Raw genomic sequence first — 11788 nt, 5'->3', positions numbered from 1 at the left:
CCTCATCGGACAACACGACTTCGACAGCACGAGGACCTCGAGACACGAAAACAGGCTACAGACTTAAGCCTGCGATTTCAGGCGCATCACACTAGTGCTCCAGCCGTAGATGTGGATCTTCATGGCTGAAGGGCGACTTGGCGGCGGCAGTGGCTGCGGCGGGCGCGGGCTTGGTGGCGTCGTCGCCAGGCGGACCAGCGCCATCGGTGCGCGAGGTCGTGGGCAGGCCGAACGAGCAGGGCGGTGAACAGGCGCTGGATCTCGTTGCAGGTGAGCGGGACCGGTTCGTCAAGGCCGGTCCCGTCATCGGCCGGGGTCCGGCCGGGGTGGCCAGGCGGTGGGTGCCGGAGACCGCGAGTACGCAGCCGAGCTGTCGCTTCTCCGGGGCGGCGCGTAGGTGAGGGTTGTCGCCGTACACCTCGTGGCCGGTCGCCCACGCGGCCGTGGCACCCGCGTCCAGGGCACGTTCGGTCATCTGTCGGACGAGCTGCGGCTGGGTGGCGAAGCAGCGAGCGGTGGCGGCCGCTCGGCTGCCTGGCAGTGCTGCGGCCCGAGGAGGTGCTGTTCGTCGGCGTCCGCTGCCCGCCGCGAGCCGGCCCGCCGCGAGCCGGCCCGGGGCGAGCCGGCCCGGGGCGACCGCCCGCCGGGCCTCGCGGCGCACCGGTACGACCTGGTTCACGGCCACGGTGACCACGACCTGGAGTGCGACACCAGCGCGGCAAGCCCACGCGAATGCGCCCAGCAGATCAAGGAGTTCCTCCCCGCACCGCCCCAGCCCCGCCGCCTTCACTCGCCTCCGCCGACGCTGCCTGGCGGTTGGCCAGGAACCGCTGATGGCGTGAGTGTCGGCGTACGCCTGAACGTGCTCGACCCCGTACCGGTGAACGTGCTCGGTCGATGACGCGCTGACCACGGGCTCTCGTCAGTCCGCAGTGGACGGTCGACGGCATCAGGCGGCCGGGCACTGCTCAGGCCACCTTGATGACAACCTTGCCCGCGGTGTGACCGTTCTCGACGGTGGCGAGGGCGGCCGGGGCGTCGGAGAGCGGGTGGACCGCGGTGATCACGGGTGCGAGGACTCCGTCGAGGGCCAGCCGGGCCGACCGCTCCAGGTTCTCCCGGTCGACGCGACGCTCGACGAAACGCCCGCCGAGATCGGGCACAGACATGTCACCCACGGAGATGACCTGGCGTGGATCCCGGGCCAGTGGAGCGACCGTCCGCAGCGAGGTGCCTCCGACCAGGTCGACGATCCCGTCGAAGCCGTCCGGAACCAGTTCGCGTGCCGCGGCGACGACGTCCCCGGTGGTGTAGTCGATGAACCGCACCCCGATGGCCTCGGCGTGCTCGCGTTTGGCGGTACTGCCGGTGCCGAGCACACGCAGCCCGCGCCCGATGGCCAGCCGGGCGACGGCGAGGCCGACCCCGCCCCCGACCCCGTTGACCAGGACCGTGGCACCGGGCGGCAGGCCGAGCTGGTCGAGCACGTCCACCGCGGTCGTCCCGGCCACCGGCAGCGTTGCCGCCGCGGTCGCGGACAGACCCTCCGGGATGCGCGCGGTGTTCGGCGCGGACAGCACCGTCGTCTCGGCGTAGGTGCCGCCACCGGTGAGTGCGAAGCCGAAGACCGCGTCACCCACCTCGAGCCCGTCGACGTCCTCGCCCAGGGCGAGAACGGTTCCTGCTGCCTCCATGCCCAGCACGCGGGGAAACGGACGCCCGCCGTCGAGCCCGGGGACCAGACCCGAGCGCAGCACGTGGTCGAGGGGATTCACGCCGGCCACGTCGACCCGGATCAGCACCTCACCGCGACCGGGGACGGGATCGGGACGATCGAAGAACTCCTGCACCTCGGGCCCGCCATATCTGCCGAAACCCCACGCCTGCCCCATCTTCTGCCGCCTCCCGTGTGATCGACCCGGTGATTCCGGGCTCTGCAGCCATCCTCACCTCTCACATCGATGTCAGGGGCAACCGGTTGAGACGCAGATCACACGTCAGGCCGACTGCTCCACCGGTTCCGGGGCCGTGGACAGCTCCGCCCGGTGCCGGCTGTTGGCCCTGATCAGCACGTCGAGCGCATCCCGGGTCTCGATCAGGTGCGCGATGTCGGCGTCGATCCGGTCGCGCTCGCGCATCATCGCCGTGAACGTCTCCTCGGCGACGCCCAGGTCACCCGGGACGTCCACACACGGCAGCACAGTCGCGATCACCCTGCTGGACATACCCGCGTCGAACAGCTGCCGGATGAGCGACACGCGCTGGACCGCGGCATCGGAGTAGTGACGCTGCCCGGTATCGGAGCGTGAACTGGTCAGCAGGCCCTGCTCTTCGTAGTACCGCAGTGAGCGCGGACTCACGCCCGTGCGCTTGGACAGCTCGCCGATCCGCATTCCTGAAAGCCTACGCGCGCGTACTCCAGGTTCGGACCGCCGGCGAGTCATGGGCACCCGTGGACACCGCCACGGCCGCAGGGTTGTCGTCCCGGTCCCACGACTGAGCACGTTCGTCCGTACGCGCCCGAGCACCTTTCTCGGTACGCCGACAGTGAGGCACGCCTGCTCGGCCGTGCTGGGCTCCTCGTGGTCGGCGCCTGGGCCCAAGCCTGACCCGTAGGGGCAAGAAGCGGTGGATGAAGATCCACGTCTACGGCTGGAGCACCGGGTGTGAGGCGGACGCCGGGGTCCGCGCGGGCCGGCCGCGGGCCCCGCCGGCTCAGGAGGCGGCCGGCTGCGGCCACGCCGCCATGGCGTACTCGGCCACGGACAGCAGCTCCTCGGTGCTCGCCCCGTCCCGGGCCTGCTGGGACATGCCCTGGACGACCACGGCGAAGAACACCGCCAGGGCGCGGGTGTCCGTCTCCCGAGGCAGCGCGCCGTCGGCCCTGGCCTCCTCCAGCCGCTGCTGGAAGGACTTCACGTTCGCCACCCGGCGTCCGCGCAGGCTCTGTTCGATGTCGGCGGTCTGCGTGGAGTAGTTGGTCGCCGCGCTGATCACCAGGCAGCCCGCCGGGTGCTGCGGGTCGGTGTAGGAGACCGCGGCCTCCCGGAGCATCCGGGCGAACCCGGCGCGGGCGTCCTCGGCCTCGTCGAGCGCCTTGTTCATGAACGCGCCGAAGGTGTCGCCGTAGCGGTCGACGACCTCGGTGAACAGCGTGCGCTTGTCCCCGAAGGCCGCGTACAGGCTCGGCGGCGAGATCCCCATGGCGGCGGTCAGGTCCGAGATGGACGTGCCCTCGTAGCCGTGCCGCCAGAACAGCAGCGTGGCCTGGGCCAGTGCCGCGTCCCGGTCGAAACTCCGCGGTCGTCCGCGCTTCGTCGTCATGCGCAAATTTTACAACGATCACTATGGAATTCGTGCTAGGGTCAAGTGAAACGTAGTCATCGCTACATAAATCTCTGCGAGGGAAGGACCATGGGTACGCTGACGGGCAAGAAGGCGCTGGTCACGGGCGGCAGCCGGGGCATCGGGCGGGCGATCGCCGAGCGGCTCGGACGGGACGGGGCACTCGTGGCCGTGCATTACGGGCGCAACGCGGCGGCCGCCGACGAGGTGGTCGCCGCCATCCGGGCGCAGGGCGGCGCGGCGTTCGCGGTGCAGGCCGAACTGGGGGTCGCCGGCGACGTGCAGACCCTCTGGGAGGGCTACGACCGCCAGGTCCTGGAGCACTCCGACGACGCCGGCCTGGACATCCTGGTCAACAACGCCGGCATCACCCCGCGCGGCGAGATCGAGCAGACGACCCCCGAGGTCTTCGACGAGGCCGTCGCCGTCAACATGCGCGCGCCGTTCTTCCTGGCGCAGCAGGGCCTCAAGCGCCTGCGCGACGGCGGCCGGATCATCAACATCTCCTCCGGGGCCACCCGGATCGCGCTGACCGACATCATCGCGTACGCCATGACCAAGGGGGCCGTCGACGCCTTCACGCTCACTCTCGCCAAGGCCGTCGGCGGCCGCGGCATCACGGTCAACGCGGTCGCGCCCGGCATCATCGACACCGACATGAACGCCTCCTGGCTGCGCGGCAACGAGGCCGCCGAGACGTCGGCGGCCGAGCTGTCGGCCCTCGGCCGGGTCGGACGCCCCGAGGACGTCGCCGGCGTCGTCGCCTTCCTCGCCTCCGACGACGGGCGCTGGGTGACCGGGCAGATCGTCGACGCCACCGGCGGTTCCCAGCTCTGACCGCCCGCCCGAGCGGGACCCGAGCGACGTACGGGTGTCAACGGGGACACCGTGACCACACGCACGACAGACACTCTGCAGCTGGAGGCCCGATGCACGTCGTCATCGCCTGGTGGGACGCTCAGCGCCCCGCCGCGCCCGGCACCGCCCGGCGTGGTTCGTCCGGAGAGGACGGCACCCGCCCGAAGGTCCGGGTTCCGCTCACCGGGGAGTTCCCCGGCCTGCGGGACGGCCGGTGGATCGACGACCCGACGGAGGACCGGCAGGGTCTGGCGCTGATCTGGGACTGCGCGGACAGCGCCGAGCTCTCCCTGCCGGCCATCTCCGAGAAGACGTTCGGCTGCGCCCCCTCCCACCGGTGGGCCTTCGACCTCGACGGCACGCCGTCCGGGCCCGCGGACACCCGGACCCCGCCGGCCGAACTGGAGCTGCTGCTCCGCGCCTGAGTGCCGGCTCCGGCCCGCGCCCCTGGGGAGACACGCCCTCGGGGGCGCGGTCGTCCGCCGGGCACATCCGCCGCCGGGAGGCCGGCCGCACCCGGCGGCGCCCCGCGTCCTGCTCCCGCCCGGGCGACCGCCCTTCACATTGGTCCATACCTATTGACTGGTGGTCTAGTCCTCTCTAGGGTCTGGGCAACTTCCGTGGAGAGGAACCGACTGTGCTGTCCCCCTCACGTCACCGGGCCGGACCCGCCCTGCTCGCCGCTGCGGGGGCCGTCGCGGGTCTGCTGCTCGCCGGCCTCCCGGCGACCGTGTCGCACGCCGCCGACCAGGAGTCCTGCCGTCCCGACGGCCTCTACCAGACGCCCGGCGTCGACGTCCCGTACTGCTCGGTCTACGACGCCGAGGGCCGGGAGAAGATGGGCGCCGACCACCAGCGCCGGGTGATCGGCTACTTCACCGGCTGGCGCACCGGAAAGGACGGCACCCCCGCCTACCTGGCCTCCGACATCCCCTGGGACAAGGTCACCCACCTCAACTACGCCTTCGCCCACATCGACGGCGGCAACAGGATCTCCGTGGGCGCGGACGGTCCCGCGAACCCCGCCACCGGCATGACCTGGCCCGGGACCGGCGGCGCGGAGATGGACCCGGCGCTGCCCTACAAGGGCCACTTCAACCTGCTGAACAAGTTCAAGAAGCAGCACCCGGACGTCAAGACGCTGATCTCGGTGGGCGGTTGGGCGGAGACCGGCGGCTACTTCGACGACAGCGGCAAGCGTGTCGACTCCGGCGGCTTCTACGCGATGGCCACCCACGCCGACGGCTCGGTCAACCAGGCCGGCATCGACACCTTCGCGGACTCGGCGGTCGCCTTCATCCGGAAGTACGGCTTCAACGGCGTCGACATCGACTACGAGTACCCGACGACGATGAAGGACGCGGGCAACCCGCTCGACTGGTCCTTCGCCAACCCCCGCCGCGCCGGCCTGGTCAAGGGCTACGCGGCGCTGATGAAGACGCTGCGGGAGAAGCTGGACCGCGCGGGCGCGGCCGACGGCAAGCACTACCTGCTCTCGGTGGCGGCCCCCTCCTCCGGCTACCTGTTGCGCGGCATGGAGACCTTCCAGGTCCAGAAGTACCTGGACTACGTCAACATCATGTCCTACGACCTGCACGGCGCCTGGAACGAGTACGTCGGCCCGAACGCCTCCCTCTTCGACGACGGCAGGGACGCGGAGCTCGCGGCGGCGAACGTCTACGGCAGCCAGCAGTACGGCGGCATCGGCTACCTCAACACCGACTGGGCGTACCACTACTTCCGCGGCTCCATGCCGGCCGGCCGCATCAACATCGGCCTGCCGTACTACACGCGCGGACACAAGAACGTCCAGGGCGGCACGGACGGCCTGTGGGGCAAGGCGGCGGCGGCCACCTGCCCGGCCGGTTCCGGCCTGACCAAGTGCGGTGACGGCGCCGTCGGCATCGACAACCTCTGGCACGACAAGGACGACAACGGCAAGGAGTCCCCGGCCGGCTCCAACCCGATGTGGCACGCCAAGAACCTGGAGAAGGGCATCGTCGGGGACTACGTGACGAAGTACGGCTTCCCTGCCGACACCAGGCTCACCGGCACCTACGCCCGCAAGTACGACGCCACGCTGGTCGCCCCGTGGCTGTGGAACGCCGAGAAGAAGGTGTTCCTGTCCACCGAGGACGAGCAGTCGGTGGCCGCCAAGGCCGACTACGTCGTGGACCGCGGCATCGGCGGCACGATGGTGTGGGAACTGGCGGGCGACTACGCCTGGAACGCGGCCAAGGGCCAGTACGGGCCCGGCTCCACGCTCACCTCGCTGATGTACGACAAGTTCAAGTCCGCCACTCCGTACGGCGCGAAGGTGTCGAACAAGGCGCTGCCGGCCAAGGCGGTGAACATCGGTGTCGAGTTCGGCGAGTTCAAGCTCGGCGACTCCAACTACCCGATCACCCCGAAGGTGAAGATCACCAACAACACCAGGACGACGCTGCCCGGCGGTACGGAGTTCCAGTTCGACTACTCCACCGCGGCCCCGGGCAACGCCTCCGACCAGTCGGGCTTCGGGACGAAGGTGATCAGCAGCGACCACACCGGGTCCAACGTGGGCGGGCTGAAGGGCGACTTCCACCGCGTCTCGCTGAAGCTGCCGGCCTGGCAGACGCTGGCGCCCGGCGCGTCGGTGGACCTGTCCTTCAACTACTACCTGCCGGTGTCCACCCCGTGGAACTGGACGGTGAACATCTCCGGCACGACGTACGCGCTCGCCGGGAACCTGGCGCGCGGCACCACCGTGGTCGAGCCCGGCTCGGGTACGGGCCCCTCGCCCGACCCGACCGACCCGACACCGACCCCCACGCCCGGCGCCTGCACGGCGCCCGCGTGGAGTGCGGCCTCGGAGTACGGCGGCGGTACGCAGGTGTCCCACAAGGGCCACACGTGGAAGGCCAGGTGGTGGACGAAGGGCGAGGAGCCCGGCACCACCGGTGAATGGGGGGTGTGGCAGGACCTCGGCGCCTGCTGACCTGGCGACCCGGCCCCGCGGCGGTGAGGACGGCCCTCGTCCGCCGCGGGGCCGCGGACATCGGCGTTCATGAACAGGGACGACCCGGGGGATTCCGGTGGCGTGTTCCGCGCCCGTCCCGGAAACCGACGGCCGCCCCGAGAACCTGCCGGCGCCCTCCGCCGCCGTGACCGCAGTCGTGAGGAAGTGCCCACGGCGTCGTCACCGGGCACGGGCGAGACGCCCGAGCGGCCCGCGGGACGCTCCGGCCCCGGCGCCGGCCGCTCCCGGCTCCTGGCGGTAGACCGTCCGCCGGGCGCCCGCCCTCGGTCCCGGTCCTCGGCGGGAAGGCCCCGGCGTCTCGTCCGACCGCACCGGCGACGCAACCGGTCGTCACCGACGAGGGAAGCGACACGGGCGAACCGTACTCCGCCCGCCGGAAGACCGATCCGGACGGCGGGCCGGGCCCGGCCGGTCGTGGGTCGGGGCGCCGGGCTCGGCCGGTCGGGGGAGCGGCGCACCGGGGCCCGGCACCGGGAAGCGGGCGGACGGACCGGCGAGGCGGTCCCGGGCGACGGCGGGAGGCCCTCCCTCGCCGAGGCCGCACCGAGCGGGCCCGAGCAGACCCGAGCAGGCCCGGGTCACGGGCCGCGGCCGAGGACCGCCGCATCCGTGGCCGCGGCCGGATGGTGCGGGAGCGGCCGCCCGCTCCTCAGGCCCCGGGGCGCCGGTGCCCCCGGCCGTCGGGGTCCGGGCCGGTGCGGGTCCGGGTGCGGAAGGTGCGGCGGTAGGTGTCCGGCGGAACCCCGACCGTCCGGTGGAAGTGCCGGCGCAGTGTCGTGGCGGTGCCCATGCCGGTGGCCGTTGCGATGGCGTCGACGGTGTCGTCGGTGGTCTCCAGCAACTCCTGCGCGCGGCGGATCCGTTGGGTGAGCAGCCACTGCAGCGGGGTCGTGCCGGTCACCGACCGGAAGTGGCGGCCCAGGTTGCGTGAGCTCATCCGTGCCTGGCGGGCCAGGTCCTCCACGGTCAGCGGACGGTCCAGGCGCTGCATCACCCAGGGGAGGAGGCCGGCGAGCGGATGGCTGCCCGGGGCGGGCACCGGGGTGGTCACGAACTGGGCCTGGCCGCCGTCCCGGTGCGGCGGCACGACCAGGCGGCGGGCGAGGGTGTTGGCGGCCGACGAGCCGTGGTCGAGGCGGACCAGGTGCAGGCACAGGTCCATGGCGGCGGCCTTGCCGGCGGAGGTGAGCACGCTGCCGTCGTCCACGTAGAGGACGTCGGGGTCCACCGTCACCCGGGGGTGGCGCTCGGCCAGTTCCCGGGCGTGTGCCCAGTGGGTCGTCGCACGCCTGCCGTCCAGCAGGCCGGCGGCGGCCAGCACGAAGGCGCCCGTGCACAGGGAGGCCACGCGCGCGCCCGCCGCGTGGGCCGCGCGCACCGCGTCGACCAGTTCGGCCGGCGGGTCCCGGTCGACGTCGGCCCAGCCCGGGACGATCACGGTGTCGGCCCGGGGGAGACGGTCGAGTCCGTGGTCGGGCTCCAGCCGGAAACGGCCGATCCGCACGGCGTCCGGTCCGCAGACCGAGAAGCGGTACCAGGGGTCCACCACTCCGGTCATGTCGGCCCCGAAGACCTCGCAGGCCAGGGCCAGTTCGAAGGGCAGCACGCCCTCGGTGACGGCGAGCGCGACAGTGGTCATGTCCGGAATTGTACGGGGCGTGGCGTTCCGGACAGTCGCGGTGGGGTGCCGGCTGTCGCCAGGATGTCCGTGACGGAGCGCGAGGGATCGATCGAGGGCGGGGGAGTACCCATGGGACCGGGTCAGACGGTGGCGGTGTTCGGCGCGTACGGGCACACCGGGCGGTTCGTGGTGGCGGAGCTGCGGGAGCGCGGGTTCCTGCCCGTGCTGGTCGGCCGTGACGCCGGCAAGCTGAAGGAACTGGCGTACCGGACCGGGCTGGAGGGCCGCCCGGCGTCGGCGGACGACCCGGCCGCGCTCGACCGCGCGCTGGCCGGCGCGGCGGCCGTGATCAACTGCGCCGGGCCCTTCGCCGCGACGGCCGCCCCCGTGATCGAGGCGGCGCTGCGCGCCGGGATCCCGTACCTGGACGTGGCGGCCGAGATCGAGGCCAACGTCGACACCTTCACGCACTTCGCGGACCGGGCGCGGGAGGCGGGAGCGGTGGTCGTCCCGGCGATGGCCTTCTTCGGCGGCCTGGGCGACCTGCTGGCCACCGCGGCGATGGGCGACCGGACGGCGGCCGACGAGGCGCACGTCGCGTACGCGCTGAGCAGCTGGCACCCGACGGCCGGGACGCGTGTGTCGGGAGCCGTCTCCCGGGAGCGGCGGGACGGCCGGCGCGTCCGCCGCTCGGGCGGGCGGCTGGAGTACCGCCACGACGCCCCGCCGACCCTGACCTGGTCCTTCCCCGACCCGGTGGGCCCGCGGCCCGTCATCGGCGAGTTCACGATGGCCGACGTCGTGACCCTGCCCAGCCACCTGTCGATCCCCGACGTGTGCACCTACATGACCGTCGAGGCGGCCCGGGACGTCGTCGCCCCGGACGCGCCGGCGCCGGCCGCGGTCGACGAGCGCGGCCGGTCCGCGCAGACCTTCCTCGTCGACGTCGTCGTGCGCTCGGGCGACACCGAACGGCGCGCCGTGGCCCGCGGCCGGGACATCTACGCCGTCACCGCGCCCCTGGTGGTGGAGGCGGTCGACCGCGTCCTCACCGGACGCACCCGCGCGGTCGGCGTCGTCTCCGCCGGGGAGGTCTTCGACGCCCCCGACTTCCTGCGCGCGCTGTCCCCGCACGTCACGGTGGAACTGCCCGCCGACGTCCTGTGAGGGTTCCGGCGGGTGGGCGAGCCGGTGCCGACGGACGCCGAGGGAGCGGAAGGGAACCGGCCCGCGTGCTGCCGCCGGCGGGGTGAGGGTGCGGGACCGGGCCCACGCGCGCCGGGCACTTCGCGAAGGGCCCCGCACCGGCGTCCGCCGGGCGGGCCGGGCCGACGCGTTCACGCCCTCCTCGCACGGTCCCTGAGGCGGCCCGACGGCCGCGCGGGGACGGACCCGCCCCGCCCCGCGGCATCCCCCTACGCGGCGCCGGGCCCCGGCGGCAGGTGAACGGTCATGATCAGGTGGCACGTCCCGGTCCCGGCGCCGCGGTAGGTGTGGGGGACGGTCCCGTCGAAGGCGGCGGTCTGCCCGGCTTCGACGGAGTGTTCCGTCCCGTCGACGACGAGGGTCATCCGGCCGTCGGTGACGCTGACGGTCTCCACGACCCCGGCCTGATGGGGATGGCTGGGGTACTCCTCGCCCGGCTCCAGTCTCCAGCGCCAGACCTCGACCGGAGCCGGGCCGGAGGTGGTGAGCATCAGCCGGGCCTCGCTGCCCTTCTCCCCGGCCCACAGCGGCATGACGGCGTCCGCGGCCACGACGCGGACCCGCCCTTGCGCCGGTCCCTCCAGCAGGGCCGACACGGAGACGCCGAGCGTGTCGGCGAGCCGGACCAGGGTGGCGAAGTTCGGATTGCCCTGCGCCTTCTCCAGGGCGACCAGGGCCCCCTTGCTCACCTGCGCGCGCCGGCCGAGCTCGTCCAGGGACAGGCCGGCACGGGTGCGGGCCGCCCTGACGTTGTGCGCCAGCGAGCGCAGCGCGGCCTCTGTCCCGGCCATCCGGTCACCCTTCCCCGAGTAGTCGCTGCAATGCACCCCCCGGTCGTTCGGTTGACACACTGCGGTCGTTTCGCTGTACGGTCTGGTCGTTCCATTGCTCATCCTAGGGGACGTACGCGTGATCGCTCTGCCGCCTGCCCTGGGCGGCTCCCTCGCCACCCGTCTTCCTGCACCGGGCGCCCCCCGGCAGCGGGGGTGGCCCCGTTGATCGCCGGCCAGGGCACGGCCGCCGTCGGACTCCTCGCCCTCACCTGACCCGCCGCACCGCACGACCACCCCGGAGAACCGCATGTTCATCCAGCCCTGGGACGCCTGCCTGGACGACGCCGAGTGGCAGACCTGGATCGCCGACGGCCACGACTTCGGCCTCCTGAGCGTCAACGGCCCGCCCGGCCACGCGCCCGTCACCGTCCCCACCCACTTCACCGCCGACGCGCACCGGCTCCTCATCCACCTCGCCCGCCCCAACCCGGTCTGGAAGGCGATCGAGCACGACCCGCACGTCACCTTCACCGTCTTCGGCGACTACGCCTTCGTCCCCGGCCCCTGGCGCGCCAAGCCCGGCACCCCGCCCACCGACGGCGTCCCCACCAGCTACTACACCGCCGTCCAGTTCACCTGCCGCGCCCACGTCGTCGACGACCCCGAAGCCAAGGCCGACCTGCTGCGCCGCCAGCTCGCCCACTTCCAGCCCGACGGCGACCACGCCCCCGTCGCCGTGGACCGGCCCCCGTACGGGCGGATGCTGCCCGGCATCCGCGGCCTGCGCCTGGACGTCACCGACGTGCGGGCCAAGTTCAAGTACGACGACCACAAGCCCGTCGAGCAGCGCACCGACGTCGCCGGGCGGCTCGCCTCCCGCGCCCGGGGCCTGGACGTACCCGCCGCCCGCCGGCAGCTGCGCCGCGTGGACCGCACCGGCCCCTGGAAGCCCTGATCACCCCGCCC

The 11788-nt window shown here is 72.8% G+C and carries 11 protein-coding genes and 1 pseudogene; 6 read left to right on the top strand and 6 right to left on the bottom strand.

The window, feature by feature from the left end:
• Nucleotides 1–91: 91 nt before the first annotated feature.
• The gene (locus ACIF8T_RS25575; RefSeq protein ID WP_400038425.1) at nucleotides 92–475 is read right to left on the bottom strand and encodes a hypothetical protein; all 384 of its coding nucleotides are present in this window, start codon (nucleotides 473–475) and stop codon (nucleotides 92–94) included.
• A 32-nt stretch (nucleotides 476–507) separates the two neighbouring features.
• Here ACIF8T_RS25575 and ACIF8T_RS25570 point away from each other — a divergent pair.
• Nucleotides 508–842, top strand: a pseudogene (locus ACIF8T_RS25570) (chloramphenicol phosphotransferase); the annotation flags it as partial.
• A gap of 126 nt (nucleotides 843–968) precedes the next feature.
• On the opposite strand, the gene ACIF8T_RS25565 reads toward ACIF8T_RS25570, so the two are convergent.
• From ACIF8T_RS25565 to ACIF8T_RS25555, 3 genes are all read right to left on the bottom strand, one after another.
• Nucleotides 969–1892, bottom strand: coding sequence for an NADP-dependent oxidoreductase (locus ACIF8T_RS25565; RefSeq protein ID WP_400038411.1), 924 nt, complete (start codon nucleotides 1890–1892; stop codon nucleotides 969–971).
• A 105-nt stretch (nucleotides 1893–1997) separates the two neighbouring features.
• On the bottom strand, nucleotides 1998–2393 hold the full coding sequence (locus ACIF8T_RS25560) for a MerR family transcriptional regulator (protein WP_400038410.1): 396 nt from the start codon (nucleotides 2391–2393) through the stop codon (nucleotides 1998–2000).
• Between the two features lie 322 nt (nucleotides 2394–2715).
• On the bottom strand, nucleotides 2716–3324 hold the full coding sequence (locus ACIF8T_RS25555) for a TetR/AcrR family transcriptional regulator (protein WP_400038409.1): 609 nt from the start codon (nucleotides 3322–3324) through the stop codon (nucleotides 2716–2718).
• A 90-nt stretch (nucleotides 3325–3414) separates the two neighbouring features.
• On the opposite strand from ACIF8T_RS25555, the gene ACIF8T_RS25550 reads away from it, so the two are divergent.
• From ACIF8T_RS25550 to ACIF8T_RS25540, 3 genes are all read left to right on the top strand, one after another.
• Entirely contained in the window at nucleotides 3415–4182 is a 768-nt protein-coding gene (locus ACIF8T_RS25550) for an SDR family oxidoreductase (RefSeq protein ID WP_400038408.1), read from the top strand.
• Nucleotides 4183–4274: 92 nt separating this feature from the next.
• On the top strand, nucleotides 4275–4628 hold the full coding sequence (locus ACIF8T_RS25545) for a hypothetical protein (RefSeq protein ID WP_400038407.1): 354 nt from the start codon (nucleotides 4275–4277) through the stop codon (nucleotides 4626–4628).
• A gap of 212 nt (nucleotides 4629–4840) precedes the next feature.
• Nucleotides 4841–7180, top strand: coding sequence for a chitinase C-terminal domain-containing protein (locus ACIF8T_RS25540; protein WP_400038406.1), 2340 nt, complete (start codon nucleotides 4841–4843; stop codon nucleotides 7178–7180).
• 691 nt (nucleotides 7181–7871) lie between these two features.
• On the opposite strand, the gene ACIF8T_RS25535 is transcribed toward ACIF8T_RS25540, so the two are convergent.
• Nucleotides 7872–8861, bottom strand: a complete 990-nt coding sequence (locus ACIF8T_RS25535; RefSeq protein WP_400038405.1) for a helix-turn-helix domain-containing protein — start codon at nucleotides 8859–8861, stop codon at nucleotides 7872–7874.
• A 111-nt stretch (nucleotides 8862–8972) separates the two neighbouring features.
• Here ACIF8T_RS25535 and ACIF8T_RS25530 point away from each other — a divergent pair, with 111 nt between their 5' ends.
• Nucleotides 8973–10010 (top strand): saccharopine dehydrogenase family protein, encoded by a 1038-nt coding sequence (locus tag ACIF8T_RS25530; protein ID WP_400038404.1) that lies wholly within the window; start codon nucleotides 8973–8975, stop codon nucleotides 10008–10010.
• A 248-nt stretch (nucleotides 10011–10258) separates the two neighbouring features.
• Here the strand turns inward: ACIF8T_RS25530 and ACIF8T_RS25525 are convergent, their stop codons facing one another.
• Complete coding sequence (locus ACIF8T_RS25525; protein WP_400038403.1) at nucleotides 10259–10840, bottom strand: helix-turn-helix domain-containing protein; 582 nt, start codon at nucleotides 10838–10840, stop codon at nucleotides 10259–10261.
• A gap of 289 nt (nucleotides 10841–11129) precedes the next feature.
• Between ACIF8T_RS25525 and ACIF8T_RS25520 the strand changes: the two genes are divergently transcribed.
• Nucleotides 11130–11777, top strand: a complete 648-nt coding sequence (locus ACIF8T_RS25520; RefSeq protein ID WP_400038402.1) for an FMN-binding negative transcriptional regulator — start codon at nucleotides 11130–11132, stop codon at nucleotides 11775–11777.
• Nucleotides 11778–11788 lie beyond the last annotated feature (11 nt).

The sequence above is a fragment of the Streptomyces sp. NPDC085946 genome, assembly GCF_044540485.1.
Lineage (GTDB): Bacteria > Actinomycetota > Actinomycetes > Streptomycetales > Streptomycetaceae > Streptomyces.
Note: the sequence above shows the minus strand (reverse complement) of the source record. Positions and strands in the feature narration are given on the sequence as shown.

Coding starts and splice junctions, on each gene's coding strand:
- ACIF8T_RS25560 (WP_400038410.1), bottom strand. CDS start 2,393: ATGCGGATCGGCGAGCTGTCCAAGCGCACGGGCGTGAGTCCGCGCTCA.
- ACIF8T_RS25575 (WP_400038425.1), bottom strand. CDS start 475: ATGACCGAACGTGCCCTGGACGCGGGTGCCACGGCCGCGTGGGCGACC.
- ACIF8T_RS25555 (WP_400038409.1), bottom strand. CDS start 3,324: ATGACGACGAAGCGCGGACGACCGCGGAGTTTCGACCGGGACGCGGCA.
- ACIF8T_RS25525 (WP_400038403.1), bottom strand. CDS start 10,840: ATGGCCGGGACAGAGGCCGCGCTGCGCTCGCTGGCGCACAACGTCAGG.
- ACIF8T_RS25530 (WP_400038404.1), top strand. CDS start 8,973: ATGGGACCGGGTCAGACGGTGGCGGTGTTCGGCGCGTACGGGCACACC.
- ACIF8T_RS25520 (WP_400038402.1), top strand. CDS start 11,130: ATGTTCATCCAGCCCTGGGACGCCTGCCTGGACGACGCCGAGTGGCAG.
- ACIF8T_RS25550 (WP_400038408.1), top strand. CDS start 3,415: ATGGGTACGCTGACGGGCAAGAAGGCGCTGGTCACGGGCGGCAGCCGG.
- ACIF8T_RS25565 (WP_400038411.1), bottom strand. CDS start 1,892: ATGGGGCAGGCGTGGGGTTTCGGCAGATATGGCGGGCCCGAGGTGCAG.
- ACIF8T_RS25545 (WP_400038407.1), top strand. CDS start 4,275: ATGCACGTCGTCATCGCCTGGTGGGACGCTCAGCGCCCCGCCGCGCCC.
- ACIF8T_RS25535 (WP_400038405.1), bottom strand. CDS start 8,861: ATGACCACTGTCGCGCTCGCCGTCACCGAGGGCGTGCTGCCCTTCGAA.